Annotated in this window: 23 protein-coding genes and 1 pseudogene; 3 read left to right on the top strand and 21 right to left on the bottom strand. The window is 62.4% G+C overall.

Annotated features, from left to right (window positions below; all coding sequences use genetic code 11):
* Positions 1 to 405 precede the first annotated feature (405 nt).
* The 4 genes from ACTJGZ_RS00540 to ACTJGZ_RS00525 all read right to left on the bottom strand — a co-directional run bounded on the left by ACTJGZ_RS00540 (position 406) and on the right by ACTJGZ_RS00525 (position 7,406).
* Complete coding sequence (locus tag ACTJGZ_RS00540; RefSeq protein ID WP_441661008.1) at positions 406 to 1,443, bottom strand: ABC transporter substrate-binding protein; 1,038 nt, start codon at positions 1,441 to 1,443, stop codon at positions 406 to 408.
* 136 nt (positions 1,444 to 1,579) lie between these two features.
* Complete coding sequence (locus tag ACTJGZ_RS00535; RefSeq protein WP_441661007.1) at positions 1,580 to 3,055, bottom strand: surface lipoprotein assembly modifier; 1,476 nt, start codon at positions 3,053 to 3,055, stop codon at positions 1,580 to 1,582.
* Between the two features lie 98 nt (positions 3,056 to 3,153).
* Positions 3,154 to 4,122 (bottom strand): Slam-dependent surface lipoprotein, encoded by a 969-nt coding sequence (locus ACTJGZ_RS00530; RefSeq protein WP_441661006.1) that lies wholly within the window; start codon positions 4,120 to 4,122, stop codon positions 3,154 to 3,156.
* 65 nt (positions 4,123 to 4,187) lie between these two features.
* On the bottom strand, positions 4,188 to 7,406 hold the full coding sequence (locus ACTJGZ_RS00525; RefSeq protein WP_441661005.1) for a TonB-dependent receptor domain-containing protein: 3,219 nt from the start codon (positions 7,404 to 7,406) through the stop codon (positions 4,188 to 4,190).
* A gap of 338 nt (positions 7,407 to 7,744) precedes the next feature.
* Between ACTJGZ_RS00525 and ACTJGZ_RS00520 the strand changes: the two genes are divergently transcribed.
* Positions 7,745 to 7,903, top strand: coding sequence for a hypothetical protein (locus ACTJGZ_RS00520; RefSeq protein ID WP_441661004.1), 159 nt, complete (start codon positions 7,745 to 7,747; stop codon positions 7,901 to 7,903).
* Here the strand turns inward: ACTJGZ_RS00520 and ACTJGZ_RS00515 are convergent.
* The gene (locus ACTJGZ_RS00515) at positions 7,896 to 8,459 is read right to left on the bottom strand and encodes a YraN family protein (RefSeq protein ID WP_441661003.1); all 564 of its coding nucleotides are present in this window, start codon (positions 8,457 to 8,459) and stop codon (positions 7,896 to 7,898) included. The two genes, ACTJGZ_RS00520 and ACTJGZ_RS00515, sit on opposite strands and share 8 nt — an antisense overlap.
* On the opposite strand from ACTJGZ_RS00515, the gene rsmI reads away from it, so the two are divergent.
* On the top strand, positions 8,447 to 9,403 hold the full coding sequence (gene rsmI / locus ACTJGZ_RS00510) for a 16S rRNA (cytidine(1402)-2'-O)-methyltransferase (protein ID WP_441661002.1): 957 nt from the start codon (positions 8,447 to 8,449) through the stop codon (positions 9,401 to 9,403). The two genes, ACTJGZ_RS00515 and rsmI, sit on opposite strands and share 13 nt — an antisense overlap.
* 79 nt (positions 9,404 to 9,482) lie before the next feature.
* Here the strand turns inward: rsmI and ACTJGZ_RS00505 are convergent, their stop codons facing one another.
* The 11 genes from ACTJGZ_RS00505 to ACTJGZ_RS00455 form a co-directional block, all read right to left on the bottom strand.
* The gene (locus ACTJGZ_RS00505) at positions 9,483 to 10,043 is read right to left on the bottom strand and encodes a L,D-transpeptidase family protein (RefSeq protein ID WP_441661001.1); all 561 of its coding nucleotides are present in this window, start codon (positions 10,041 to 10,043) and stop codon (positions 9,483 to 9,485) included.
* A 13-nt stretch (positions 10,044 to 10,056) separates the two neighbouring features.
* Positions 10,057 to 10,977 carry a septal ring lytic transglycosylase RlpA family protein gene (locus ACTJGZ_RS00500; protein ID WP_441661000.1) on the bottom strand — a complete coding sequence of 307 codons (921 nt, stop codon included), beginning with the start codon at positions 10,975 to 10,977 and terminating at the stop codon, positions 10,057 to 10,059.
* The gene (gene rapZ / locus ACTJGZ_RS00495) at positions 10,974 to 11,858 is read right to left on the bottom strand and encodes an RNase adapter RapZ (RefSeq protein WP_441660999.1); all 885 of its coding nucleotides are present in this window, start codon (positions 11,856 to 11,858) and stop codon (positions 10,974 to 10,976) included. The genes ACTJGZ_RS00500 and rapZ overlap by 4 nt, the downstream gene beginning before the upstream one ends.
* Entirely contained in the window at positions 11,855 to 12,793 is a 939-nt protein-coding gene (gene hprK, locus ACTJGZ_RS00490) for an HPr(Ser) kinase/phosphatase (RefSeq protein WP_441660998.1), read from the bottom strand. Before hprK ends, rapZ begins: the two co-directional genes overlap by 4 nt.
* 11 nt (positions 12,794 to 12,804) lie before the next feature.
* Positions 12,805 to 13,278, bottom strand: a complete 474-nt coding sequence (locus ACTJGZ_RS00485) for a PTS sugar transporter subunit IIA (RefSeq protein WP_441660997.1) — start codon at positions 13,276 to 13,278, stop codon at positions 12,805 to 12,807.
* 109 nt (positions 13,279 to 13,387) lie between these two features.
* The gene (gene hpf, locus ACTJGZ_RS00480; RefSeq protein ID WP_441660996.1) at positions 13,388 to 13,708 is read right to left on the bottom strand and encodes a ribosome hibernation-promoting factor, HPF/YfiA family; all 321 of its coding nucleotides are present in this window, start codon (positions 13,706 to 13,708) and stop codon (positions 13,388 to 13,390) included.
* 226 nt (positions 13,709 to 13,934) lie between these two features.
* Entirely contained in the window at positions 13,935 to 14,714 is a 780-nt protein-coding gene (gene lptB, locus ACTJGZ_RS00475; RefSeq protein WP_441660995.1) for an LPS export ABC transporter ATP-binding protein, read from the bottom strand.
* Positions 14,715 to 14,722: 8 nt separating this feature from the next.
* Positions 14,723 to 15,301 carry a lipopolysaccharide transport periplasmic protein LptA gene (gene lptA / locus ACTJGZ_RS00470; protein ID WP_441660994.1) on the bottom strand — a complete coding sequence of 193 codons (579 nt, stop codon included), beginning with the start codon at positions 15,299 to 15,301 and terminating at the stop codon, positions 14,723 to 14,725.
* Positions 15,298 to 15,909, bottom strand: coding sequence for an LPS export ABC transporter periplasmic protein LptC (gene lptC / locus ACTJGZ_RS00465; protein ID WP_441660993.1), 612 nt, complete (start codon positions 15,907 to 15,909; stop codon positions 15,298 to 15,300). Before lptC ends, lptA begins: the two co-directional genes overlap by 4 nt.
* Positions 15,910 to 15,920: 11 nt before the next feature.
* The gene (locus tag ACTJGZ_RS00460) at positions 15,921 to 16,529 is read right to left on the bottom strand and encodes a KdsC family phosphatase (RefSeq protein WP_441660992.1); all 609 of its coding nucleotides are present in this window, start codon (positions 16,527 to 16,529) and stop codon (positions 15,921 to 15,923) included.
* A gap of 33 nt (positions 16,530 to 16,562) precedes the next feature.
* Complete coding sequence (locus ACTJGZ_RS00455) at positions 16,563 to 17,552, bottom strand: KpsF/GutQ family sugar-phosphate isomerase (RefSeq protein ID WP_441660991.1); 990 nt, start codon at positions 17,550 to 17,552, stop codon at positions 16,563 to 16,565.
* A 199-nt stretch (positions 17,553 to 17,751) separates the two neighbouring features.
* Here ACTJGZ_RS00455 and purT point away from each other — a divergent pair, with 199 nt between their 5' ends.
* Entirely contained in the window at positions 17,752 to 18,981 is a 1,230-nt protein-coding gene (purT, locus tag ACTJGZ_RS00450) for a formate-dependent phosphoribosylglycinamide formyltransferase (protein WP_441660990.1), read from the top strand.
* A gap of 258 nt (positions 18,982 to 19,239) precedes the next feature.
* On the opposite strand, the pseudogene ttcA reads toward purT, so the two are convergent.
* From ttcA to ACTJGZ_RS00425, 5 genes and pseudogenes are all read right to left on the bottom strand, one after another.
* A pseudogene (gene ttcA / locus ACTJGZ_RS00445) lies at positions 19,240 to 20,148 on the bottom strand (tRNA 2-thiocytidine(32) synthetase TtcA); the annotation flags it as partial.
* 53 nt (positions 20,149 to 20,201) lie between these two features.
* Positions 20,202 to 20,573, bottom strand: a complete 372-nt coding sequence (locus tag ACTJGZ_RS00440) for a dihydroneopterin aldolase (protein WP_441660989.1) — start codon at positions 20,571 to 20,573, stop codon at positions 20,202 to 20,204.
* A gap of 95 nt (positions 20,574 to 20,668) precedes the next feature.
* The gene (locus ACTJGZ_RS00435; protein WP_441660988.1) at positions 20,669 to 21,466 is read right to left on the bottom strand and encodes an SDR family oxidoreductase; all 798 of its coding nucleotides are present in this window, start codon (positions 21,464 to 21,466) and stop codon (positions 20,669 to 20,671) included.
* Between the two features lie 66 nt (positions 21,467 to 21,532).
* Positions 21,533 to 23,329, bottom strand: a complete 1,797-nt coding sequence (locus ACTJGZ_RS00430; protein ID WP_441660987.1) for a M61 family metallopeptidase — start codon at positions 23,327 to 23,329, stop codon at positions 21,533 to 21,535.
* 56 nt (positions 23,330 to 23,385) lie between these two features.
* Positions 23,386 to 23,970: a DJ-1/PfpI family protein gene (locus tag ACTJGZ_RS00425; protein ID WP_441660986.1), complete on the bottom strand. Its 585-nt coding sequence runs from the start codon at positions 23,968 to 23,970 to the stop codon at positions 23,386 to 23,388.
* Between the last annotated feature and the right edge of the window lie 157 nt (positions 23,971 to 24,127).

Genomic DNA, 24,127 nt, shown 5'->3' with positions numbered 1-24,127 from the left:
GGACAGCTCTGACATGCGAAGAGAGACACGGGAATGGCCCAGGGAAAAACTGAGCAGGGAAGTTAACCTGCCATGTCACCAGATCGGGCATGCAACGCCAATGATAATTATCATTGGCCGGGCCGTGGCCGACTATTTTGTGCTGGCGAGCGCACGGGGCAGCCGGATGCGGGCCGGCGGGGTCGCATGGCCCCGAGGCATGGGCCAGCCCCGCCCGTGACGGCGCGGGGACGCCGGGGGTTGAACATAGGGGGCCTGGGTATCGGGGACTAGGTATTGAGGGACTAGATATTGGGGCCTGGGCATGTGGTGCTGTAGGGCGTCCTGCATGCCGGGGCAAGGGCCTGGCGGCATGGCGTTGGTGTGCTGGCGGGACAGCGTCGCCTTCCGTCTGGGCAGGCAGGTCTATGGCGTGTAATAAAAGCCGTCGTCGGGCAATTTTCCGCCCACCATCTGCGGGTTCTGCTCCAGCAGCGTCTGGTAGAAAAACGCCAGTTCAGGGCGTGCCTGGGCGGCGTTGGCCAGATAGCCTGGGGTATGGCGCAAGGCATCCGCGACAGCATCCGCCCGCAGCAGGTCGATGTATTTTTCCGCCAGCTCACCGCAGGCGTCCGGGTTGGCGATGCACCAGGCATGCGAATCGGCATGAGCGGCGGTAAAACGCGCAAGCAGCTCCGGGTCCTGCGCAGCCTTGCCCAGCGCGGCGATACCGGCCTGCGGAATACGCGGTTCGCGCTCCAGCAGCCGGCCCCATTCCTGCTGCAGATCGACACTGCGGTAAAGATCGGGCGCAATGACATTGGCGGGGAAGGACTGCGACTTCGCCAGCACCATGGAAACGGCAGGCTCGGCCAGCAAGGCATGATCCACCCGGCGAGTGATCAGCAATTGCGCTGCATCCATGGGCGAAGCCACATAGCGCAGCTTGAAATCGCGCTGCGGGTCCAGCCCCTGCGCGCGTGCCAGGAGCTGGAACAGGATATCGGGCATGTCGGCGCGAAACGGCATGGCGATTTCTTCGCCCTTGAAGTCTGCCAGCGTGTGGCGGTCCGGCGTGCGCGACACCAGCGCCAGCATGCCCCAGACGGACACATTCAGCAGTTGCAGCGGCACGCCGCGGTTATACAGATTGGCTGCCACATTGGAAGGCGCCGCAATGAAATCCGCGCTTTGCTCGATGGCGATGACACGCAGCTGGTCGGGATCGCGCCAGGGCTTGAACACCAGTTTTTCGGCAACATCGGCCAGCGGATTGGTTTCCAGCATGTGCAGCAACGGCAGGGTGACAGTCGCGGGCGGGCCGGAGAGGGTCAGGATAGGGTAGCGGGCAGGTGCAGCGGCTTCCGAGGCATGAGTATGCCAGGGCAGTGCTGTCGCAGCAGGCGCCAATGCCAGGGACAGCAGCAAACGGCGGCGTTGCGGGTGTGGAAACGGGCGATGCATGATGTCTGGATGGAAAGCCTTGATGCGTCGCAGTGTGGCGCGTCATGGCGTGAAAGACAATGACAATTATCATTCCCGCTGTCGTGGGTGCTGTTGGGTGTGCAGTCGAAGGCCGGTTTGCCAGGCCTGCCAGGGCTCAGAAGATGTACTTGAAATTGAGCGATGCTTCGCTTTGGCGATATTGATAGTGGATGATGTTGCTATCGTTGATGAGCCTTTTGAAGCGGATTTCCGGATAAATGCTGCCGATGCGCCAGCGTGGCATGCCCAGCGTGGCGATCAGCATTTTCTGAATGTCCTTGCGTGGGTTGTCCGACAGGAAGGTGCGCTCGTCATAGCGGCTGTCACGATAGAGCGCCATGGCATTGAGGTAAAAGCCGCTGTCGAGATATTTGAACAGGCCGATGCGCCAGGCCTGGTCCTTGCTGCTGGCGGCCGCCCAGGGGTAGCGGCGGCGGGTCCAATCGACCCCTGCGAACAGGGACCCCGTGGCAGACAATTGAAAGCTGGCTCCCAGGCCGGCCGAGGACTGCGTGTAGTCCGAGAAGTACAACTTTTCCGCGTCCGAGTAATGGTAGCGCTTGCTGTTGGCCTGGGCATTCAGTGTCCAGCGGCGGTTCAGGTCATGCGACAAACTGAGTTCCAGGCCGGGTGCTGTGTAATGGGTGTGCGTGCCCCGGTAATAGTGCTCGAAGTAGGGGGAGACGGAAAACTCCGTGCTGGCGTTTTTGTAGTTGTAGCCGGCATAGAGCACGGTGGTGTTGTCGCTGCTGTCCTTGAGAAAAGTGCTTTGGTTGTCTTCTTTGTGATATCGGGTGCCGTAGAGCAGCGGGCGGAGCAGCAGGTTGTGATGGCCGCCCAGCGCAATGCGTTTCTGCAGGGAAAGCTGGTAGTTCAGGAAGGACGACGCCACCGGTGCGGGCAGGGATTCGGTGACGAAGCATTGCTGCAGGATCTGGACGACGCAGCGTTGCGCACCATTGGCCTGGTTGATGTTGTTGCTGTAGCCGCCACCGATGCTGAGTGAGCCGTGCCAGCGGTTGCGTTGAGCGACGGCGGCAATGTAGGTGTCGATGGTGCTGCGGGTTTCAGGCGGAATGTCCTCGGCCCTCACGGCTTCGAATTGTTCGATGGCTTCGTGGCTCTGATAGTCCTCGGCATAAAGCCGCGCAAGTTCCAGGCGGATACGGGTGTCGCCGGGGGCGGCAAGCTTGGCGCGCCGCAGGCGCTCCAGCGCAGTTGCGGTATCGCCTCGTGCACGGGCATGCAGGCCTTCGGCCAGCAGGATCACTTCTGTCCGGCTGGCTGCTAACAGGCGGTACTTCGAAAGGAATTCCTCGACTTTATCCCACTGCTGCAGGTTGATGGCATAGAAGATACCCAATGCCAGGCCGGCGGCATCTTCTGCGACACGATATTCCTGGCCTTCGATGACCAGGCGTCTTTCTCCTGCTGGTGTATCGGCGTGCAACCAGTCCCGCTGCTGTTCGACACGCAGTTGCTGTTGCGTGGTGTTCAGCAGGAAACGGGTATCGTCGTCGTCTGCGCAGGCGGAAAAATAAGGGCAGGCCAGCAGGCAGGCCAGGAGCAGCTTGGGGAGCGGACGGGTCATCAGCGAGGCAAAGAGGGCGGCTGCGGCGGGTGCCGCTTTCCGGAGTCGGGACAGGGCCCGCCAACTTGGCGGGCCCTGTGTGGCTTGGGCTGGCCGGTTTATTGGACCCTGTTGCCGCCGAAGGCGACATCATCGGCAGGGTTGCTGGTGCCGCGGTTGGCATAGCCTGCCAACGCGTCTGCATTAGGCCCGAAGAATTGGCCGGAAATGATCCGGTTGCCGGCGGCGTCCTTGAAGAAAGTCCCGTCGTTGTTGTCGATGGTGACGTTATCGAATGCGACCACATCGCTGGTGTTGGACACCCGGGTCAGTGCGCCATTCAGGCTGCCCTTGTCTTGATTGCCGAAGGTGGCGTTCAGTTGCCCCTGGAAGAAATCATTCTGGCCGGGAACGTGCTGATTGACCCCCAGTACGGCATAGCTTGCGGTGCTGAGGTGCTTGGTGCTGCCCGTTGCGTTTTCACCGACATACCACACCGTGTGGTCTGCCGTATTCAGGTTGAGATTGGTATCGGAGCCCGTGCTGGGGTTGCCCGCACGCGGCCCCCATTCGCCGAAATAGACGGCCGTGCCTGCAGGCAGGTTGGGAACCTCGGCGATCACCAGACCACCGAATTTCGGTGCGGCCGGCAAGGCCGGGTTGGCGATCTGGCGGATGCTGTACACCCCAAAGATGGCCGTTTGTTGTCCTGCTATGGCTTCATTCGGGCTGCGTTGCTCGTACCAGATCTGGCCCAGAGTCGGGTTGGTGAACAGACCGGCGACGGCATTGACATCTTTGAGTGTCAGGTATTTCGGATTGGCCAATCCGTTCACGCTGGCGCTCAGCGAGCTATTGATGGGCGCGTTGTTGTACTTCTGGGCAATGTGATGAATCGGGCCATCTTTCAGGTTGATGACGAGCGAAGAGCCATTGAGCGAGAGCCCCGGCTTATTGGCGCCGAAGGGGAGTGCGGTCGAGGCTTGCGGGGCAACATTGGTGGCATTGCTGGTGCCACCGGTGACCGCCGCATGGGCAGGCACAAAGGCACCGAGCAGAACGATGGACAGGATAGTTTTGGACATCATGACAGGCTTCCTTGTGAGAGTGGGTAAGCATCCGGTTTTGCGTTTGAAAACCGGCAAAAGACGGTTCAGAACAGGGCTTGCATGCCCAGCATGACGGTGCGGCCAGGGCCGGGCGCAGCGACGTTGGACATCGGGTCCAGGTAGTAGCGGTTGGTCAGGTTGGTGACACTGGCATTGACTGACAGGGTGTCGTTGATCTGATAACGGCCATAGGCATCCAGGAGCAGCGTGGGGCGCCAGTGGTAAGGCTTGCCAGTGAAGGTGAAGATGTCGGCCAGCCCCTGTTGCAGCAGGCGGTCGTACTGGCTGGTTTTGACATCGCTGTGATAAATGCCGCGCACGCCCAGTTCAAGCTTGCGATCCAGCAGGCGCGTACCCAGATCCACATTGATCGAATACTTGGGCTGCTGGGACTGGTAGAAACGCGTGACGCCAAATCCGCCCTCTATGCATTCGGGAATACGGCGCAGGTACATATCAAAGGCAAATGCGGTATCGGCATCGCAGGTGACATTTTTCAGGCGGTAGGTGACACCGGCAGAAGCAAAGAAGCCGCCAGTGTCGATACGGCTTTGAAACTCCAGCCCTTTGACAATCTTCTTGTCATATTGCGTGATGCGCCGCGCCTCGGTCGTATCAATGACATTTCTGATCGTATTGCTGAAGTAGCTCAGGCGGATGTCGCCATAATCCAGCTTGTCCCAATACGGGGTGAAATCGAAGGCATAGCCGATTTCCCAGTTCCGGCTGCGTTCCGGCTTGAGATCGAAGCCTGGCGCAGTAGGCATGCTGACCAGCCCGTCGATGGCAGTGGATGTGGCCTCGTAAATACTTGGAAAACGCGTCATTTCCGCATAGCGGGCAAACAGGCGTTGTTGTGGGCTGAGCGAAACGGTCAGCGCCAGCATGGGTGCCCAGGCATCGCCTTTCAGTTTTTCTGGCCGAGCCCACTTCTGGTCGTCGGTGATGGGTCGGGTGATGGCTTTCAGCGCTCCGGAGTAATCTCCGTTAGGGTTGTACTCCCCTGCGGCGGTCGTGACTTGGCGGGTAGTGCTAGGGAGAAGCTTCCATTCTTCGTAGGGGAGGGCATCAGGCTTTGGGCCGCCCATCAGGTATTTGTAGTATTCGCCTTCCGTTGCCTGAGGCGTGCTGACTTTCTCATCGAACATGCCTGGCGTCAAAGTTGACGCCGAACTATCCGGTTTCCCGTTGCGAAATGGAATGACATTGTCGGAGCGGAACTGGTAGTAAATTATCTGTCCGTTCTGCGAGATTGACCGGACGGAATTAGGCGTTACCCCATATTGCTTGGTGAACGCCTGAGAGGATTCCGTAGCGCGTTGTGCGGCTGCGGGATCGCCTAAAGGGTTATCTTTTCCGATAGTGTTCGCCCATTGGTCAAAGAGATCCCTCTGGTTTTCATAATCCGCCTTGAACTCCGCAGAGCCGATTTCCCAATACGGCAGGGAGTAGGCGTCGATATATTCGTTGAAGCCCCCGCCCCAGGCGAACTGTTCGTTGCGTTGTTGCCGTTCTTCGGACATTGCCGTGTCTTCGCCCTTGAAGCGGGTATAGCGCACGCCAGCCTGGACATTGAGCCAGGAAACTGGCTGCCAGTCCGTCGTCATGGTCATGCCCCATTCCTGCCTTTTGCCGCTGCGCGGCCCGGCAAGTTTGGCCAGTCCGGTGACAGTGCCGTAGATGTTGAAAAGGTCGTCACTGTTGATGATGGTGCTTTCTTCCCCGAGTTTCTCGCGCTGGATGTCTGCGCCCAGGGTCAAATTGAAGTTGGGCGCCAACTTGAAGCGATTGCTGAGATTGGCGCCGTTGCGCGTCACCTGGGTGGTTTGCTGTGCGCCGGAAATGATCTTCTTGCCTTCGGTGCCGAAGATGGCATCGGATTCAGCGATGATTTCGTCTAGCGTGGTGCTTTTGTCGAAGCCCCACATATCGCCCAGTTCTTCGCAAGTAGATTCCGCCATACTCCATGGCGTCGTATTGCGTACATTGCACCAGTACCAGGCATCGTGCATGGTGTCGGGCGTATTGACCGCCAGGGACATGCCGCCGCTCTGATGACGGACGCTGTCGGTTTTGACGCGCCAGAGACTGGCCTCAAGATCTACCCAGCGGTTGTCTTCGGGTTTGAATTCGTACCCTAGCTTCCAGGTATCCGAGCGGATCTTGGAGTCAATGTTCTGGGTTTGTGGCGGTTTGGGCTGGTCGATGAAGTCAGGGTTCAACTCATAGAAATTCAGCGCCCAGGTGGACTGGAATGGATTGATCTCGCCGAATCGCACATCCGTGCGCATGTATTGCAGGCTGAGTTTCTGGTTGTCGCCGAAGTGCCAGTTGTTCTTGGCCAGCAGTGTTTCGGTACGGGTATTGCTGTTGAAGACTTCTGCACCGGCCGGATACATCTCTCCCATGTTGGGGACAAAGGCCGCTGAACTTTTGCAGTCGATACCGCAGTTGTCCATGTCGTAGATCGGATTGTCCAGATAATCGCCCACGCCGTTCTTGCCGGCGAAATAATTGCCCTTGTTGCGATAGGCGTAACTCAGCAGGCCATCGGTAATATCCGTCTGAAACGCAGCCGCGAGCATGGCAGACTTGTCTCCACCGAAACGCCAGTTGTCAGCGCTGCCCTTGTCCCTGGGGGCATCGACGTCATCCATGAGCAGGGCGTAAGGGCTGAGCTCACCATTCTGGAAACCGCCGCCGGCGCCATCGGCGGTGCCGCCGACGCGGCGATAGTCCTTACCCAGGAATTGGTCAAGCTTGTTCTGTGGCTTGATCGTATTGTTTGCACCTTCCAGCTTGAGCTGCAGCGCCCAGGTGTCGCCGTTCTTGACGATGTCACTGGCTTCAATGGTGCGAATGGCGATGGAGCCGCCGACGCCCGGCTTCATATTGCGGCTGAGATCCGGGCTCTTATCGACGGCGATGCTGCGGAACAGGGCGGGATCGACGTAGTTGCGGTCACCGACGCCATAGTTGTTCTGCCAGACATCCACGGTTTGTTCCGTGCCGTCTATGGTGACGGGGATGCGCCCCTTTCCGGAAATACCGCGGATATTCGGCGTGATGGCACCGCCAGCGGTGCGAGTGTTCATGTTGTAAACGCCGTTGAGGCCCTTGAGCACGTCGCCCGCTGCGTCGATGCGGTAGCGTTCGATTTCTTCCTTGCCCATATAAACGTTTGAGACGTTCTTGTGGAAGACATCGTCAGCGCCTTTCTCGTCATCCGTGCGTTCAGGGGCGACAACTTCGACTGCATGCAACTGAGTGATACCGTCCGTGCTGTCTTGAGAAGCCTCATGAGGCTGAGGGAGTGTTTCAGATGCCCGCGGCGGATTTTTGGGCTCAGCTGTCCGGATGTCGGCAGCCAATGGCTGGGCGGCAACTGGCGGTAAACCGCTGGCAACGTAGCCGAGGCCGGCGATGATGAGCGCCAGGAGTTTGGGCGGGGAGCAGTGTTCTGAAGACATGTTCTATCTGGTGTTGTCCCGTGATCATGGGAATTCGATCAAATGGGCGCGGAATCGGGGGCACGGCGGGAGCATGGAAAAGCAGCACGACTTCATCAAGGCTTTCAGGTCAGACAATGACGAATTAGAGAATGAGTGCAATTCTCAAATCTGTTACGGTTCTAGCCGATGATTTTTGTCAATTTCCGGAAAATATTGTCGTATTCATAGGTGTGCGCTGGCTTTTGTTCATGGCTCTGAATGGCGAGGGCATTCAGGGGGAGGCGGCTCTTGAGCTGGAACCTAGCTGAGGAAGGCGCTTTTCAGCCAGTGGATGGTGCGACCGTCGATGGCAAGCACGTCAAAGCGGCAGCGCGGTTCTCTGCCATGGAAATAGACACGTTGGATCTGCGGAAGAAACCGCGCTGCAGTGGCCAGCAACCGCCTTTGTTTACCGGCATCTACGCTGGCCGCCGCGCCGCCATGGCGGCAATCGCTGCGCTGGCGGACTTCCACGAAGACAAGTTCCTGGCCGTCGCGCATGACGAGGTCGATTTCTCCGGCGCGGCATTGCAGGTTGCGCGCCAGCAGTCGCAGCCCGGCGGCTTGCAGGTGCGCCAGGGCGAGATCTTCCGCGCGGTCGCCGAGCTGGCGGGCAGGCCCGTGCTGCGAGGCTGGGCGGGATGGCGGGTGCGCAGGGGCGTATGGCGCGGGCGGCGTTACGGCGCCGCCGTGTCCGGCGTGTTGCCGTGCCAGCCGCCGCTTGCGGTTGCGCCGCGCGCGCTTTTGCGCTTGTTCGATTTGCTGCCAGATCGGGGCGTACGCGGCGCCGCTGAAAATAGTATCCTCGCGGGATGAACGAGACATCCGATATTTTCCTATCCGCGCCTTCGGCCTGGCTGCGTGCCGCAGAGAAAGTGCTGGCGCAGCATTGGCCTGCTTCCGCCCTGTACGTGGTGGCCACGCCCATCGGCAATTTGGGCGATTTGAGCGTGCGGGCCTGGCAGGCGCTGGCCAAGGTCGATGTGGTGGCGGCCGAGGATACCCGTGTGACCCGCACCCTGTTCGACGCCTGGGGCCTGTCCACGCCCCTGATGGCGGCGCATCGCCACAACGAGGCCAGCGCGGCGCAGGATATTCTGGAACGCCTGGCGGCTGGGCAGCGGGTGGCCCTGGTATCTGACGCGGGTGCGCCAGCGGTCAGCGACCCTGGCGCGCGCGTGGTGCGTGCCGTGCGGGAAGCGGGCTATCAGGTGGTGCCGGTGCCGGGCCCGAGCGCGGTGATTGCTGCCTTGATGGCCAGTGGCGCGACGTCGGATGAAAACCCGGCTTTTGCTTTCGCCGGGTTTGCGCCCCACAAGAGTATGGCGCGCCAGCGCTGGCTGCGGCGCTGGGCGGCGTTGGCCGCGCCCGTGGTGTTTTTCGAGTCGCCGCACCGGCTTAAGGCGACCTTGGCCGATGTGCTGGAGATCGGCGGCCCGCAACGGCGGATAACGATTGCGCGTGAGTTGAGCAAGCGCTTCGAAGAGGTGGCGACGGTGCCGGCTGCTGGCGCCCAGGCCTGGCTGGAAGCCCAGCCGCACCGCGGCCAAGGGGAGTTCGTGCTGATTCTGCACGAAAGCGAGGCGCAAATCAGCGATGAGGATGAGGATGCGGCCGATGCAGGGGATCCCGCGCTCGATACGCTGCTGGATGCACTGCTGGAGAGCTTGTCCTTGCGTGACGCGGTGAAGGTGGCGCAGAAGGTGACGGGGGGCGATCGCGATGCGATTTATCGCCGTGCCTTGCAACGCAAGAATGAAGCAGATTGAGGCCATGGCGCCAGTCTGCCGCGCCTGAGCCAGCGGGGGAAGCCGGCCAGTGCTGGAATTGTCCACCCTGGCGGGCGGCTCAGGCTTTGATTTCTATGGCGGTGCCGTTAGGAACCCGCGACCAGATTTCCCGCATTTCATCGTTGCTGACGCCGATGCAGCCGTCGGTCCAGTCCATCCAGTGGTGGATGGGGCCGAAGGCGCCCCACCCATTGGGCAGGCCGTGGATCATGATATCGCCGCCTGGCGGGTAGCCCGCGGCAGCGGCCGCCTGGCGATCCTGCGCATTGGGGTAGGAAATGTGCAGGCTGAGATAAGCCCGCGAGCGCGGGTTGCGCCAGTCGATCACATAACGGCCTTCCGGTGTGCGCTGATCGCCCGATTTTTGTTTATGCCCGGCTTCTGGCGCGCCGCCAAGGGCAATGCGATAGCTGCCCAGCAGCTTGTTTTCCTGCCAGAGTTCCATGCGTCTGGCGGATTTGTAAACACGCACCAGATCGGCCTGCGGCATCCCTTGTTCGACAGCTGGCGGCACGCCTGGCGCCAGCCGGCCCATGATACGGGTGTAGGCCAAGGCAGCCAATGCAAGCAGCGCCAAGCCTAACAGCAGGTATAGCAGAAAGCGGCGCGCGGCATTCACGAGCAGCGGTTTCTCAGGGTTGCAAAGCGATGGAAGGCGATATGCCCAGCTGGCGGCCGATATGGCTGGCCGCATCTTCCGCGCTGCGGCGGTCCGGGTAGGGGCCCAGACGGACGCGGTAGATGCCATTGCCGCCTTGTTCCAGCCGCAGGCGGGGATCGTTGTTGAGTGCGCCGCGCATTTGCGCCAGGAAGGCATTGGCGTTTTCTGCTGAGCCAAAAGCCCCCAGTTGCAGGAAGATGCCTGAACTTGAGCCGGAAACGCCGGATGTGCTTAGGGCAGGAGCGGGGTCGGGGGGGACGGCAAGCGCGACGGCGGGGGCCGGGCCTGAGGGCTGCGGCACCCGGTTGCCGCGGATGTCGTCCGGGCTGATCCATTCGACCAGCACTTCACCGCTGCCGGGGGCGATGATGTCCAGCCTGTGGGCGGCGGCGTAGGAAAGGTCGATGATGCGGCCATCATGGAAAGGGCCGCGGTCATTGATGCGGACAATGACACTGCGGCCATTGGCGGTACGGGTCACCTTCGCATAGCTGGGGATGGGCAGCGTGGGATGCGCTGCCGTCATCTTGTACATATCGTAGGTTTCGCCGTTGGACGTCGGTTGGCCGTGGAATTTCTTGCCATACCAGGAAGCGGTGCCGCGGTTACGGTAGGCGCGGCCGCTGGTGTCCGGCACATATTTCTTGCCGAAAACGCTGTAGGGGCGGTTGGGGCCGCTGGCGTAAGGTTCCACGCGGGGCACGGCGTCCGGGACTTTGTCCAGGTCAGAGGGCACGCGCGCATGCGGGCCATCATCCTTGTAATAGCCGCCGCCGCGTTTGGGCGCGCTGCCGCAGGCCGCCAGCAGGACGGCCAGCACGCAGGCCAGCAGCAGCCAGGGCCAGCGGCGCGCCGCCGTGACAGGCAGAATGACGGACGCGCCGGGTCTCATGCGCGGGGAATATGGATGGGCGAGCGGTGCCGCACCAGCAGGGGGGAATGGGAAGCAAAGCGCAGGGCGAGCTGTTCCACGACATAGACGGAACGGTGCTGGCCCCCGGTACAGCCCACCGCAACGGTGAGATAGCTGCGGGTATCCTGCATATAGCGCGGCAGCCATTTGCGTACCAGGCCGTAGATATCGTCGATCATTTCGCCGACTTGCGCATAGCCTTCCAGCCATTTGGCCACTGGCGCATCTTTGCCGGTCAGCGGGCGCAAGGCGGCGTCATAGTGCGGGTTGGGCAGGCAGCGGGCATCAAAGACCAGGTCGGCGTCGCTGGGCACGCCGATCTTGTAGGCAAAGGATTCGAAGGTGAGCAGCAGCGGCAGCCGTTCCACCTGGACAACCTGGCCGATCCAGTGGCGCAATTGCGCCGGGCTGAGATAGGAGGTGTCGATGATGTGTTCCTGTTCGCGCAGCGGCGCCAGCAGTTCGCGTTCCTGCTGGATGCATTCCGTCAGAGTCAGCGTCTTGCCGGAGGCGGATAGCCTGTCTGTCAGCGGATGGCGGCGGCGGGATTCGGAGTAGCGCTGCACCAGGGCTTCTGTGCTGGCATCCAGGAACACCACGCGCAATGGGATACCCATGGAGCGGATGGCGGTGAGCGCTTCCGGCAGGTCTTCAATTTCCCCGGGCGAGCGGGCATCAATGGCAACGGCCGCGTGGCTGGGCGGCTGTGAATTCAGATCGACGCAGAAATCCTGCAGATAACGGATGGGCAGGTTGTCGATACAGGTGTAGCCTGAATCCTCCAGCATGCGCAGCGCAACGGATTTGCCGGAGCCGGATATGCCGGTGATGATGACGATATCCTGAACCGGCGGATTCATGGCTTGTCTATTCCCTGCATGATGGCCTGGGATTGGCGGCTCATGAATTCTCCCAAGGTATCTATGCCACGCAACTTGAGGATGGTGTTACGCACGGCGGCTTCGACCAGAACGGCCAGGTTGCGGCCTGCCGCTACCTGGAGCATGACCCTGCGTATGGGTAAGCCTAGCACATCCTGGCTCAGGTCCTGCAATGGCAGGCGTTCGAATTTCTCAGTGGCGCTGGAGCGCACCAGGTGGACAATGAGTTTGAGCGGCATTTTACGCCGCACCGAGGTTTCGCCGAAGATGGTTCGGATGTCCAGCAGCCCCAGGCCCCGCACTTCCAGAAGATTCTGTAGGAGCGGCGGGCAATAGCCCTCGACCAGGGTGGGGGCGGTACGGGCAAAATCGACGGCATCGTCGGCCACCAGGCCGTGGCCCCGCGAAATCAGTTCCAGCGCCAGCTCGCTTTTCCCCAGGCCGGATTCGCCGGTAATGAGCACACCCAGGCCGAGCACGTCCATGAAGACGCCATGCACGGTTGTGGTGGGCGCCATGCGCTTGCCAAGATAATTGCGCAGCAGGTCAATCACGCGTGCCGCCGGCATCGGCGTGGCCAGCAAGGGAACCTGCTGGCTTTCACAGGCCTGGATGAGGTCGGGGGGCGTGCGGCTGATGGAGTCTTCAGCAAGAATCATGGCTGGCACGCCTGCTGCCAGCAGTTCCGCCATATGCTGGCCGCGGCGGCGGCGCTCCAGGCGGCAGTAGAAAGCAATTTCCTGGTCGCCGAAAACCTGAATGCGTCCGGGATGGATCAGGTTCAGGTGCCCGATGAGATCGGCGGCCGAATCCCCATCATTGGGCATCTCGCGATCAGCGGCCGCTTCGCTGGCGATCCAGGTAAACGGGACGAGGGGGGCGTTGTCCTCGACCAGGTTGCGGATCGTCACCATGGCGGGCGACCCTATTCCCCAGACGCCCCGGAAGGCGTGTATTGGGTCAGCAGTTGATGAACGATGCCCGGGTCAGTTTCCGTCATCAGGCGCTCGCGCAGTGCTTTGTCGGAAAGCAGCTGGGCCAGTTCAGCCAGGATGTCCAGGTGCTGCTGGGTAGCGGTTTCCGGTACCAGCAGGAACATCAGCAGGCTGACGGGCTGGCCGTCGGGGGCATCGAAAGGGATGGGTTGCGCCAGGCGGTAGAACGCGGATAGCGCGTGCGTCAGGCCTTTGACGCGGCCGTGCGGAACAGCAACGCCGTGGCCGAGTGCGGTGGAACCCAGCCGTTCCCGGGAGAACAGGCTGTCAAACACGGTGGAGCGAGCCAGGCCGTGATGGTTTTCAAATAGCAGGCCGGCCTGCTCGAATGCCCGTTTCTTACTGGTGACGGGCAGATCGAGCACGACATTGCCGGCAGGCAGAATGCGCGACAAATGGTTCATGGTTTCGCATTATAGGGACTTATACCGCAATGCAAAAATCTTTTCGCTTTGCAGGCGCCGGAAACGCACACCGCCCGGCTGAGCGGGCGGTGTGCGGGTTGTTGCCGGGTTATTCAAGGACCTGGCGTTTGGCGGATTCGTGCGCGTGGTCGCGGACACGGTTCTTGTGGTCGGTGACTTGCCTGTCGAGTTTGTCGGCTAGCAGGTCGATGGCGGCGTAGAGGGTTTCTTCCACGGCTTCACTGTGCAAGTCCTTGCCTGGGACGCGGACGGTGACTTCAGCCTTGTGGCGCAGCTTCTCGACCGACAGAATGACCTGGGCGTCGATGACGCTGTCGAATCGGCCCAGGGCGCGGGAGAGCTTGGAGGTGACGTAGTCGCGGATGGCAGGGGTGACTTCCAGGTGGTGACCGCTGATATTCAGATTCATATTGCTCCCTCCGGGGTGATGATCCCGGGGCGCCTGCCTGCTGGCCTGAGCCCCGGTGCCTGGCGGAATATTTTTCCGCCGTATGTTCCCAGTGTATCGGGATGAGCGCCGAAATCAAGCCCACCTATGCTGTCATTGACACTGTCCATGAGGCAGGACAAATCCGTGCGGAAATTGCCGGGGGTTTGCGGCCAAACCCCCGGCACATGCTGCTTTGCCGCCTGTCTTACATGCGGAAGTGCTCGCCCAGGTACACACGCCGCACCGCCGGGTCCCCGACGATTTCATCCGGGTGGCCGTTGGTCAGTACCTTGCCTTCGCTGATGATGTAGGCGCGGTCACAGATCCCCAGGGTTTCGCGCACGTTGTGGTCGGTAATGAGGACGCCGATGCCGCGCCCCTTGAGAAACCGCACGATGCGCTGGATTTCGATCACGGCGATGGGGTCAACGCCGGCGAAGGGTTCATCGAGCAGGATGAAGCGGGGCCGGGTCGCCAGCGCCCGGGCGATTTCCACGCGGCGGCGCTCGCCGCCGGAGAGCGAAATCGCCATGCTTTCGCGGATATGGTCGATCTGCAGTTCGTCCAGCAGGTTTTCCAGCTGTTCATCGACCTCTTTGGTGGGCAGGGATTTGCCATTGGCGTCGATTTGCAGTTCCAGTACGGCGCGGATGTTCTGTTCCACCGTCAGGCGGCGGAAGACGGAAGCGTCCTGGGGCAGGTAGGACAGCCCCAGGCGGGCCCGGCGATGGATGGGCAGCGCGGTGGCGTCGTAGCCGTCGATCTCAATGCGGCCGGCATCCGCCGGAACCAGGCCGACGATCATGTAGAAACTGGTGGTTTTGCCCGCGCCATTGGGGCCGAGCAGGCCGACAACTTCGCCGCTATCGACGGAGACGGACACGTCTTGCACCACAGTGCGTTTGTTATAGGTTTTGCGCAGGCCGGTGGCGCGCAGGCTGCCGGGCTTCTTGCTGCCCAGCGCGGAGGGGGAGATATTTGCCATCGTGTGCCTTATTGCTGCCTGGCGGCGGGGCGGCCCAGGCATTCAGCCGCGGCGGCCTCGGTCTTGTTGCGCGGCTGAGCCACGGAACGGACCCGGCCGGAGTCGCTGCTGGCCGAATAGGTGTCGTTTTTCTGGTTGTAAACGATACGGTCGCCATGGATGCGGTCGTAGGGTTTGCCGCAAATCATGCGCACAATGCTGGCATTGCCGTTCAGCACAATGGTTTCTGCCTTGCTGTCGTAGTCGGCGCGCTGGCCGCGGGCTTCGAAGATTTCGGCATTTTCCGGACGTTCCTGGCGGATGCGCACCTGTTTGCCGCTGTTGGCGGTTGCCGTGCCATATTGGAAGCCGTCCTTGTCTTCCCGCATTTCCAGGCGGTCGGCATTCAAGGTCATCATGCCGCGCGTCATGATGACGTCGCCGGAGAAAATGCTGCTGCGGTTGAGGTCGTCATATTCCAGCGAGACAGACAGGATTTGCGTGCTGGGGTCTTCGGCATTTGCTTGCTGGGCCTGCGCGGCGCCGCACAGCAGGGCGGCGCAGGCGCTCAACAGGAGGATGGGGCGGGCAAGAAAGGATGGATTCATGGCTGTCGTGAACGAGAGGATCGGAGCCCCGGCTGGTTTTCGCCGTCGATATGGACTTGCGTGGAAGACTGTACCTTCAACTGCCGGCTGGCATTGTCGTAGCGCATGCCGGTGCCCTGCATGCGCGATTTTCCATGGGTAACGGTGGCGGGCGCATCGGTGTAGGCCAGGTCTTCGTCCGGCAGGATAATGATTTCTTCGCTGCGGACTTCCAGCGCCGGGCGGTCGGTATCTGCCTTGCGCAGCAGCCGGGCATCGCCCTGCAGTGTAATGCGCTTGCCGTCTTGATCCATGATGCCGGTGCGGGCTGTGCCTATCGTAACCGGATTGGCTGCCTGCTGGCTGATGGCGCGCGGGGCATCCACGGCGTAGGAATCGTCGTCCGGGAAGTGCTCCATGCGGCTGCCTTCCAGGCGGCTGGTCGGGCGGCCCTGCGGATCGGTCTGCATGAGGGCGAAGGCCTCTGCCCAGGCGTCCGGCTCGTGCGTCATGCGCGGCGGCGGGTCGATGGGGATGGAGCGCTGGGCGTAATCGGCTGCCCACCAGGTACCGGCCACCAGGGCCAGCAGCAGGATCAGGGCAGTCAGGGAAGGCATGCGGTCGCGCATGGATGGCTCCGCTACTGAACGACGGGCGCGCCAGCGCCGCCGGATTGCACGCGCTGGCCCAGTTTGCCCTGGGCAGCAAGAATCAGGTCGCAATATTCGCGCACGGCGCCATGGCCGCCAGACAGGCTGGCGACCCAGTGCGCGGCCTGGCGCACATAGGCTGGCGCGTTGGGAACGCTGGCGGCCAGGCCGGCGCGCTGCATGGCCGGCACATCTATCAGATCGTCGCCCATGAAAGCGGTTTGCGACAACAGCAGGCTGTGTTCGCGCGCCAGCTCTTGCAGGGCGCTGTATTTGTCGCGCACGCCCTGAAGCACGATGCTGATGCCCAGATCCGCGGCGCGGCGTTCCAGGATCAGGCCTTTGCGGCCGGTAATCAGCGCGACCAGAATGCCGTTATCACGCAGCATTTGCAGGCCGTAACCATCCAGAACGTTGAAGCGCTTGAGCGCTTCGCCCTGTTCGCCATAAATCAGGCTGCCGTCCGTCAGGACACCGTCCACATCCAGCGCCAGCAGGCGCACGGCCGCGGCGCGCTCACGGGTCGCTTCGGGCAGGCCCGACAGGACAAGCGCGTCGATCGGGTGCGGCGTGGGGCTGAGCGGAGAGGTCGTGGTCATTGGCTTCCTTGATACGGTATGCGGGCGGGTGGGTCAGATGACCTTGGCGGCCATCAGGTCATGCATGTGCAGGGCGCCTACCAGCTTGCCCTGGGCATCGGTGACGAGCAGCTGGCTGACGCGCAGCTCGTCCATGCGCGCGGCCGCATCGACGGCCAGCGCTTCGGGGAGGATGGCGCGCGGCTGGCGCGTCATGCCTTCGCTGACGCTCAAACCTGTGATGCTGCCGCGCTTTTCCAGCACGCGGCGCAGATCGCCATCTGTGAAAATACCGCAGGGGCGGTCTGTGTCATCCAGCACGATGGTCATGCCCATGCCCTTGCGCGAGATTTCTTCCAGTGCCTGGATCATGCTGGCTTGCAGGGAGACGGTAGGCAGCGCATCGCCCTGGCGCATGACATCGCGCACCAGCGTCAGCAGGCGGCGGCCCAGCGCGCCGCCGGGGTGCGAACGGGCAAAATCCTGCGCATTGAAGCCCCGGGCTTCCAGGCAGGCAACGGCCAGCGCATCGCCCAGCGCCAGCGCGGCAGTGGTGCTGGCCGTGGGCGCCAGGTTGAGCGGGCAGGCTTCCTGCGCGACGGCGCTGCTGAGATAGATGTCGGCATTGCGCGCAAGTTCCGATTGCGGATTGCCGCTGATGGCGATAACCGGGACGCCCAGGCGGCGCACCGCCGGCAGAATGGTCAGCAGCTCCTGGCTGCCGCCGGATTGCGAAATGGCGAGCAGGATATCTGCGCCCGTCACCATGCCGAGATCGCCGTGTACCGCTTCGGCGGCATGCAGGAAGAACGAGGGGGTGCCGGTTGACGCAAACGTTGCGGCGATTTTGGTCGCGATATGGCCGGTCTTGCCCAGACCCGTGACAATCACCCGTCCTTTGCAGGCCAGGATGCGCGCTACGGCGTCGGGAAAGGCGGTGCGCAGGCCGTCACGCAGCGCCAGAATGGCCTGCGCTTCGGTTTCCAGCGTCCGGAAAGCGCTGGCCAGCGCGAGTTCAGGGGTGAATGCGGTGTTGATGTCCATAACGGGATTTTAGTGCAGTGCAGACCGCGCAGGCGTATCTGGGATTTGCAAAGCCGCCAGGCGCGTGGCAATCTGGCAGCCGCAGCTGCCGGGCAGCCGCAGCTGCCGGGCAGCCGTGCCCGCCAGGATTATGGCGCATTGCGCCAGCCGTTCGCGGCGTTTCCTCTTGTGTATTGTCATTCATTTATGGAGCAGGTTCATGCCGACCGCCAATGCCGCCGTTGTGCTGGGTACCCCTTTGTCCGACCGCGCGGTGCGGGTCATGCTGCTGGGCGCGGGCGAACTGGGCAAGGAAGTGGTGATTGCCTTGCAGCAGCTGGGCGCCGAGGTCATTGCGGTTGACCGCTATGAAAATGCGCCGGGCCAGCAGGTCGCGCATCGCGCCCACGTGATTCCGATGACGGATCGTGACGCGCTGCGTCGTGTGGTTGAGCAGGAAAGGCCGCATATTATCGTCCCGGAGATAGAGGCCATTGCAACCGATCTGCTGGTTGAGCTGGAACAGGCTGGCGTGGCGCGGGTCACCCCGACGGCACGGGCGGCGCGCCTGACCATGAACCGCGAAGGCATCCGGCGCCTGGCGGCAGAAGAGTTGGGCCTGCCGACCTCGCCTTATCAATTTGTTGACAGCCTGGCGGAGTTGCAGGCCGCCATTGATGGAGCAGAGGATGGCGCAATCGGTTACCCCTGCGTGATCAAGCCCGTGATGTCGTCGTCAGGCAAGGGCCAGTCGGTTATCCGTTCGCAGGATGCCGTGGCCGAGGCCTGGCGCGTGGCGCAGGAAGGCGGCCGGGTGGGCGGCGGCCGCGCGATTGTTGAAGGCTTCATCCATTTCGATTATGAAATCACTTTGTTGACTGTGCGTTCGCGCGCGGCGGACGGCTCGACGCAAACCAGTTTTTGCGCGCCCATCGGCCATCGGCAAGTGGATGGCGATTATGTCGAAAGCTGGCAGCCGCACCCCATGTCGGAAGCCGCGCTGGCACGCGCGCGGGACATTGCCGCAGCGGTCACCGGCGCTCTGGGCGGTTGGGGCGTGTTTGGCGTGGAACTGTTTGTCGCGGGGGACCAGGTCTGGTTCTCGGAAGTCAGTCCGCGTCCGCACGATACCGGCATGGTCACGATGGTGACGCAGACGCAAAGTGAATTCGTGCTGCATGCGCGGGCCTTGCTGGGCTTGCCGGTGGATGCTTCCTTGCGTCAGCCGGGCGCGAGCAGCGTGATTTATGGCGGTGTGCAGGCCGGTGCCGTTTCTTTTGAAGGGGTGGCGGATGCGCTGGCCGAACCGGGCGTGGATCTGCGCCTGTTTGGCAAACCGGAATCCTTCGTGAAGCGCCGGATGGGTGTGGCGCTGGCCGTGGCGGACGATGTGGAAGCGGCGCGCGCCAAGGCCAGGCAAGCCTCGGCCAAGGTGAACGTGGTCGCGTGACGCGCTGCCCGGCAGCGGGGCTGCCGGGCGTCAGAGGCTTTCCCGGGCGGGTTGAAGTCAGGCCTGGGGGGCTTCGCCGCTGGTGTCCGGCGAGCTTTTTCGGGTGCTTGCCGGGCGCACGAATGTCAGCGCGGTTTCTTTCAGCGGCACGGCCGCGCCGATGGCGGGCGTGGCAGGAGTGACGGGAGTGACGGGAGTGACGGGCGTGGCAGGGATGGCTGCCATGACGGAAATGGCGTCATCGGCTGCGTCATGTTCGTCTGGCGCTGGCGGGTCCTGGAACTCATCGCCATCAAAGGCCTTGTCGCCTTCGGTGTCTGGAATGCCGGTTGGCCTGAGCCCGGCGAAATCGAAGAGCTCGCGATCCATCAGGTGTGAAGGCACGACACGCGCCAAGGCATTGAAAATATTCCAGGAGCGGCCAGGCTGTTCCTTGTCCCATTGGGCGATCATGCGCCCGACTTCCTGGCGCTTGAGGTTCTCCTGGCTGCCGCACAGATTACAGGGGATGATGGGGAACTGCATGTGGCGCGCGTAGGCAATCAGGTCGCGCTCATGGACATAGGCCAGCGGCCGGATCACCGTATGGCGGCCGTCATCGGATACCAGCTTGGGCGGCATGCCTTTCAGTTTGCCGCCATAGAACAGATTCAAAAAGAAAGTGGCCAGGATATCGTCGCGATGGTGGCCCAGCGCAATCTTGGTGGCGCCCAGTTCATCGGCGACGCGGTACAGAATGCCGCGCCGCAGGCGTGAACAGAGCGAGCACATGGTCTTGCCTTCCGGAACCACGCGCGTGACGATGGAGTAGGTGTCCTGGGTTTCGATATGGAAGGGGACATCCAGGCTGCGCAGGTATTCCGGCAGGATATGGTCGGGAAAGCCTGGCTGCTTCTGATCCAGGTTGACCGCGATGATATCGAAGTGGAACGGCGCGCGGCTGCGCAGGCGCATCAGAATATCGAGCAGGCCATAGGAATCCTTGCCGCCAGACAGGCAGACCATCACCCGGTCGCCTTCCTCGATCATGTTGTAGTCAGAGATGGCGCGGGTGGTTTCGCGCGCCAGGCGCTTGGCGAGCTTATTGTTTTCCAGGCGTTCGCGGGCGAGCGCCCTGGCGCTGGGGGCGGCACTGGCGGCGGGTTGTGCCGGGGTGTCTTGCGGCATGCCGGCGGCTTGGTCGGCGGCATGCGTTGAGGCAGAGGCGTGCGCAGGCTGGTTCATAGCGTGGTATTCCGGTCCATGGTGACTTCTACGCCAACGGCCGCGCAATCCGAGAAAACCGTGGGTTTGCTGATGCGCAGTTTGACGGTCTGGATATCGCTGAAATCCGCCAGCAGGCGCAGGCCGACTTTTTCGCACAGGGTTTCGATCAGATTGACATGACCGCGCGTGCATTCCGCGATGATGGTATCGCGCAACTGGCGGTAGTCCAGCACGCTGCGGATATCATGGTCGTTGACCGGCTGGCGGATGATGACGTCGAATTCGGCGTCGATATGCAGGGGCTGGGTGGTGCGCAGCTCGTGGGCCAGAATGCCGATATTGGCGTCCACCGCCAGGCGGGAAAAGAAAACGCGGCGTAAGTACATGATGATGTGGTTCAGGAAAATAAGGGCGGATGGGCGCGGCAGAGTGTGAGTGATGGCGCCCAAGGCGCGTTGGCGCAGTGCTTAGTGCTCAGTGCTCAGTGCTCGGGGCCGGGCGCCATCATGCTGAAATCGCGGGCAAAGCCCACCAGGTGCTGGCCGCCATCCACCAGCAGAGTGGTGCCGGTAATCGCCGGATTGTGCGCCATGAAGACGGCGGCATCGGCGATATCGGCTGCCGTGCTGGCTTGCCCCAGCGGGGCCAGGCGGTGCGTTTGCTCAAAGGCCTCCGGCGTTTGCAGGTGGCTGGGGAGGGTCAGGCCTGGGGCAATGCCGACCACGCGTACATGCGGCGCCAGCGCCTGGGCCAGCATGGTGGTGGCGGATTCCAGCGCGGCCTTGCTCAGTGTGTAGCTGAAAAAATCCGGGTTGTAGTTCCAGAGTTTCTGATCCAGCAGGTTAATGACCACACCCTTGCCCTGGCGCGCGCGCACATGGCGGGCCAGGCCGCGCGCCAGGGCGACGGGCGCCACCAGATTGGGCTGCATGTGGCCGAACAGCAGGTCCGGGCCGAAACTGTCGGCATCGTCGTAATCAAAGCGCGAGGCATTGTTGACGACCGCATCGAGCTGGCCGAAGGCAGCCAGGGCATCCTCGAATAGCTGTGCCGCGGCGCCTTCTTCCGCCAGGTCGGCCGTGACGATGACAGCCCGGACGCCGCAGGCGCGCACGGCGTCGGCGGTCGCCTGCGCTTCATCAGGGCTGGCGCGGTGATGGATCACGACGTCCCACCCGCGTTGCGCGAAGCCCAGCGCAATCGCGCTGCCCATGCGTCGGGCAGCGCCGGTGATGAGAACGGCGCGGCGAAGGCCGGAAGAAAAGGAACTCTGGTTCATGCGCCGGATTTTAGGGCATTCCGCTGCCTGAGGGCGGCCTTCCTGCCGCGGGTGTGGCGGGCGGCTTTACTTCGCCGCGTTGGCGCTGCGGCTGATAGTCCAGCTGCCCGTCTGGGCCGGATTCAGCGTGACCTTGAATTGGCGCAGTTCGTCGCGGCGGAACACATGGAACAGCACCACATCGCCAGATCGGCGGCGCGCCAGCATGGCGTTGAGCGCATCGACCGAAGCAATGCGCAGGCCATCGGCCGCAATAATGACATCCTGTGCCGACAGCCCGCCACGGTGGGCGGCGCCGCCTTCATGCACGGCGGCGATGCCGGCGCCGTCATTGCTGGCGCGGCTGCGGATATCCAGCGCAGGTGTGCCGCTTGCCGCGGCGGGGGCGGCCTGCAAGCCTTGCGTGGCAAACAATTGCGGCAGCGGCAAGTCGTCCGTGCCTTCAGTCCATGCGGCGATTTCCGCCGAGGCATCAATGCCGGTGGCTTCCTGCACCAGGGCGGGCATGGCATCTTCCGGAATGCCGCGCGCCAGGCCGCGATAGAACTCCCGCCCATAGCGTTTCCACAGCAGGCGCATGACATCATCCAGCGATTTCTTGCCGCCGCTGGCATTGCGCAGGTGGAGATCCAGCGCCAGGGCGACCAGCGAACCCTTGGTGTAATAGCTGGAAATCGCATTGACGGAGTTTTCGTCCTGCTTGTAGTAACGCGTCCAGGCATCGAAGCTGCTTTGTGCAACGGATTGCTTGAAACGGCCCGTGCCGCTATGCACCGCATGCAGCGTCTTGCCCAGCAGCTTGAAATAATTGGCTTCGCTGATGACGCCGGCGCGCAGCAGCATCAAATCATCGTAGTAAGACGTAAAGCCCTCGAAGACCCACAAGAGGCGCGTATGCGCGGGGCGGTCCAGCACATAGGGCGAGAAGGCCGCGGGCTTGATGCGTTTAACGTGCCAGGTGTGGAAATACTCATGGCTGACCAGCCCCAGGAAGCTGCGGTAGCCATCGCTTTGTTCGGTCTCGCCCAGCACCGGCAGGTCGTTGCGCGAGACCAGCAGCGCCGTGCTGGCGCGGTGCTCCAGGCCGCCATAGCCGTCACCGGTCACCTGTACCAGGAACACATAGCGGCGGGCGCTGTCGAGGAACGGCGCGCGGCGGGTGTCGGGCTCGAAAAAGGCGATCTGCGTTTCGCAAATGCGGCGCACATCGTCAATGATGCGGGGCAAGTCCAGTTGCGGCACTACGCCGGTAAAGACAATTTCATGTTCGGCGCCATGGGCGTCGAAACGGGCGGCCAGCGGCGTGCCCATTTCCACGGGATGGTCGATCAGCGCGTCATAATCGGGCGCCAGATAGCTGCCGAAACCGTGGCGGCGGGCGCAGCCCGGCAGGCCTCGGGCTTCGGGCAGGCTGGTATGCACTTTCCAGCCGCTGATGCCGGTTGGCGCGGCGATATCCACCAGGCAGGGGCGGTCTTCCTGGCCTATCACTTGCAGGAAGACGCTGGTGCCATTGAAAAAGCCGTGGCTTTCGTCCAGGTGCGCACCGCGCACGGAGAGGTCCCAGGCATAAACGGTGTATTCCAGCTCCAGCGGGCCATCGACGGCATCGGCTTGCCAGCGGTGATCGTCCAGCTTGCGCAGCGCGACGGCGGTGCCGCCGGCGCGGGCGGAAATGGTTTCGATCTGGCGCGCGAAATCGCGTATCAGATAGCTGCCGGGAATCCAGGCAGGCAGCGCGAAGCACTGGCCGCCGGCATCCGGCTGTTCGATTTTCAGCCGCACGCGGAAGCGGTGCCCGGCCGGGTCGAAAGGTTCGATACGATACTGAATGGGAGTTGGGGTTTTGCTGACGGTATTCATGGCGCAATTGTAGAGCCAGGCGCGCCATGCGCCCGGCTCTTGTGTCAGCAGAGCTTTCAGCCGTGGCTGATGCGCGTGCCCAGCACTTTCAGGAATTGCGCCATCCAGGCCGGGTGCGCAGGCCAGGCGGGGGCCGTCACCAGATTGCCGTCTGTATGCGCCTGATCTACCGGAATATTCATATAGGTGCCGCCGGCTGTTTCCACATCCGGCTGGCAGGCCGGGTAGGCGGAGCATGAACGCCCTTTCAGCACGCCTGCGCCAGCCAGCAATTGCGCGCCATGGCAGACCGCCGCCACCGGCTTGCCGGCCTCGAAGAAATGGCGCACGGCGGCGATCACCTTGGCATTCAGGCGCAAATACTCGGGGCCGCGGCCGCCAGGAATCACCAGCGCATCGAAATCGGCGGGGTTCAGGCTATCGAAACTGCCATTGAGCGTGAAATTATGGCCGGGCTTTTCGCTGTAGGTCTGTGCCCCTTCGAAATCGTGTATCGCCGTTTTGATCTGTTCGCCTGCCTTCTTGCCGGGGCAGGCCGCGATCACCTCATGGCCCACCGCCAGCAGGGTCTGGAACGGCACCATGGTTTCGTAGTCTTCGCAGTAATCGCCGCAAATCATCAGGATTTTCTTGCCTGTCATGAGTCTTCTCCTTGAGGTCTCGTGATGGACGGGGCATGTCTCAGCGTTGTGGAACCATTGTGCGCCGGGCCCCTGTGACAGGGTAGTAGGGGATTCCTGCGGGAGGATGACGGCGGGCGAGCCATGTCTGGGAGTTCCGCATGCCGTTCAGCCCCGC

It is taken from the genome of Kerstersia sp. (assembly GCF_052103615.1).
Lineage (GTDB): Bacteria > Pseudomonadota > Gammaproteobacteria > Burkholderiales > Burkholderiaceae_B > Kerstersia.
The sequence above is the reverse complement of the archived record's forward strand: the minus strand, read 5'-3'. Positions and strand labels throughout refer to the sequence as shown.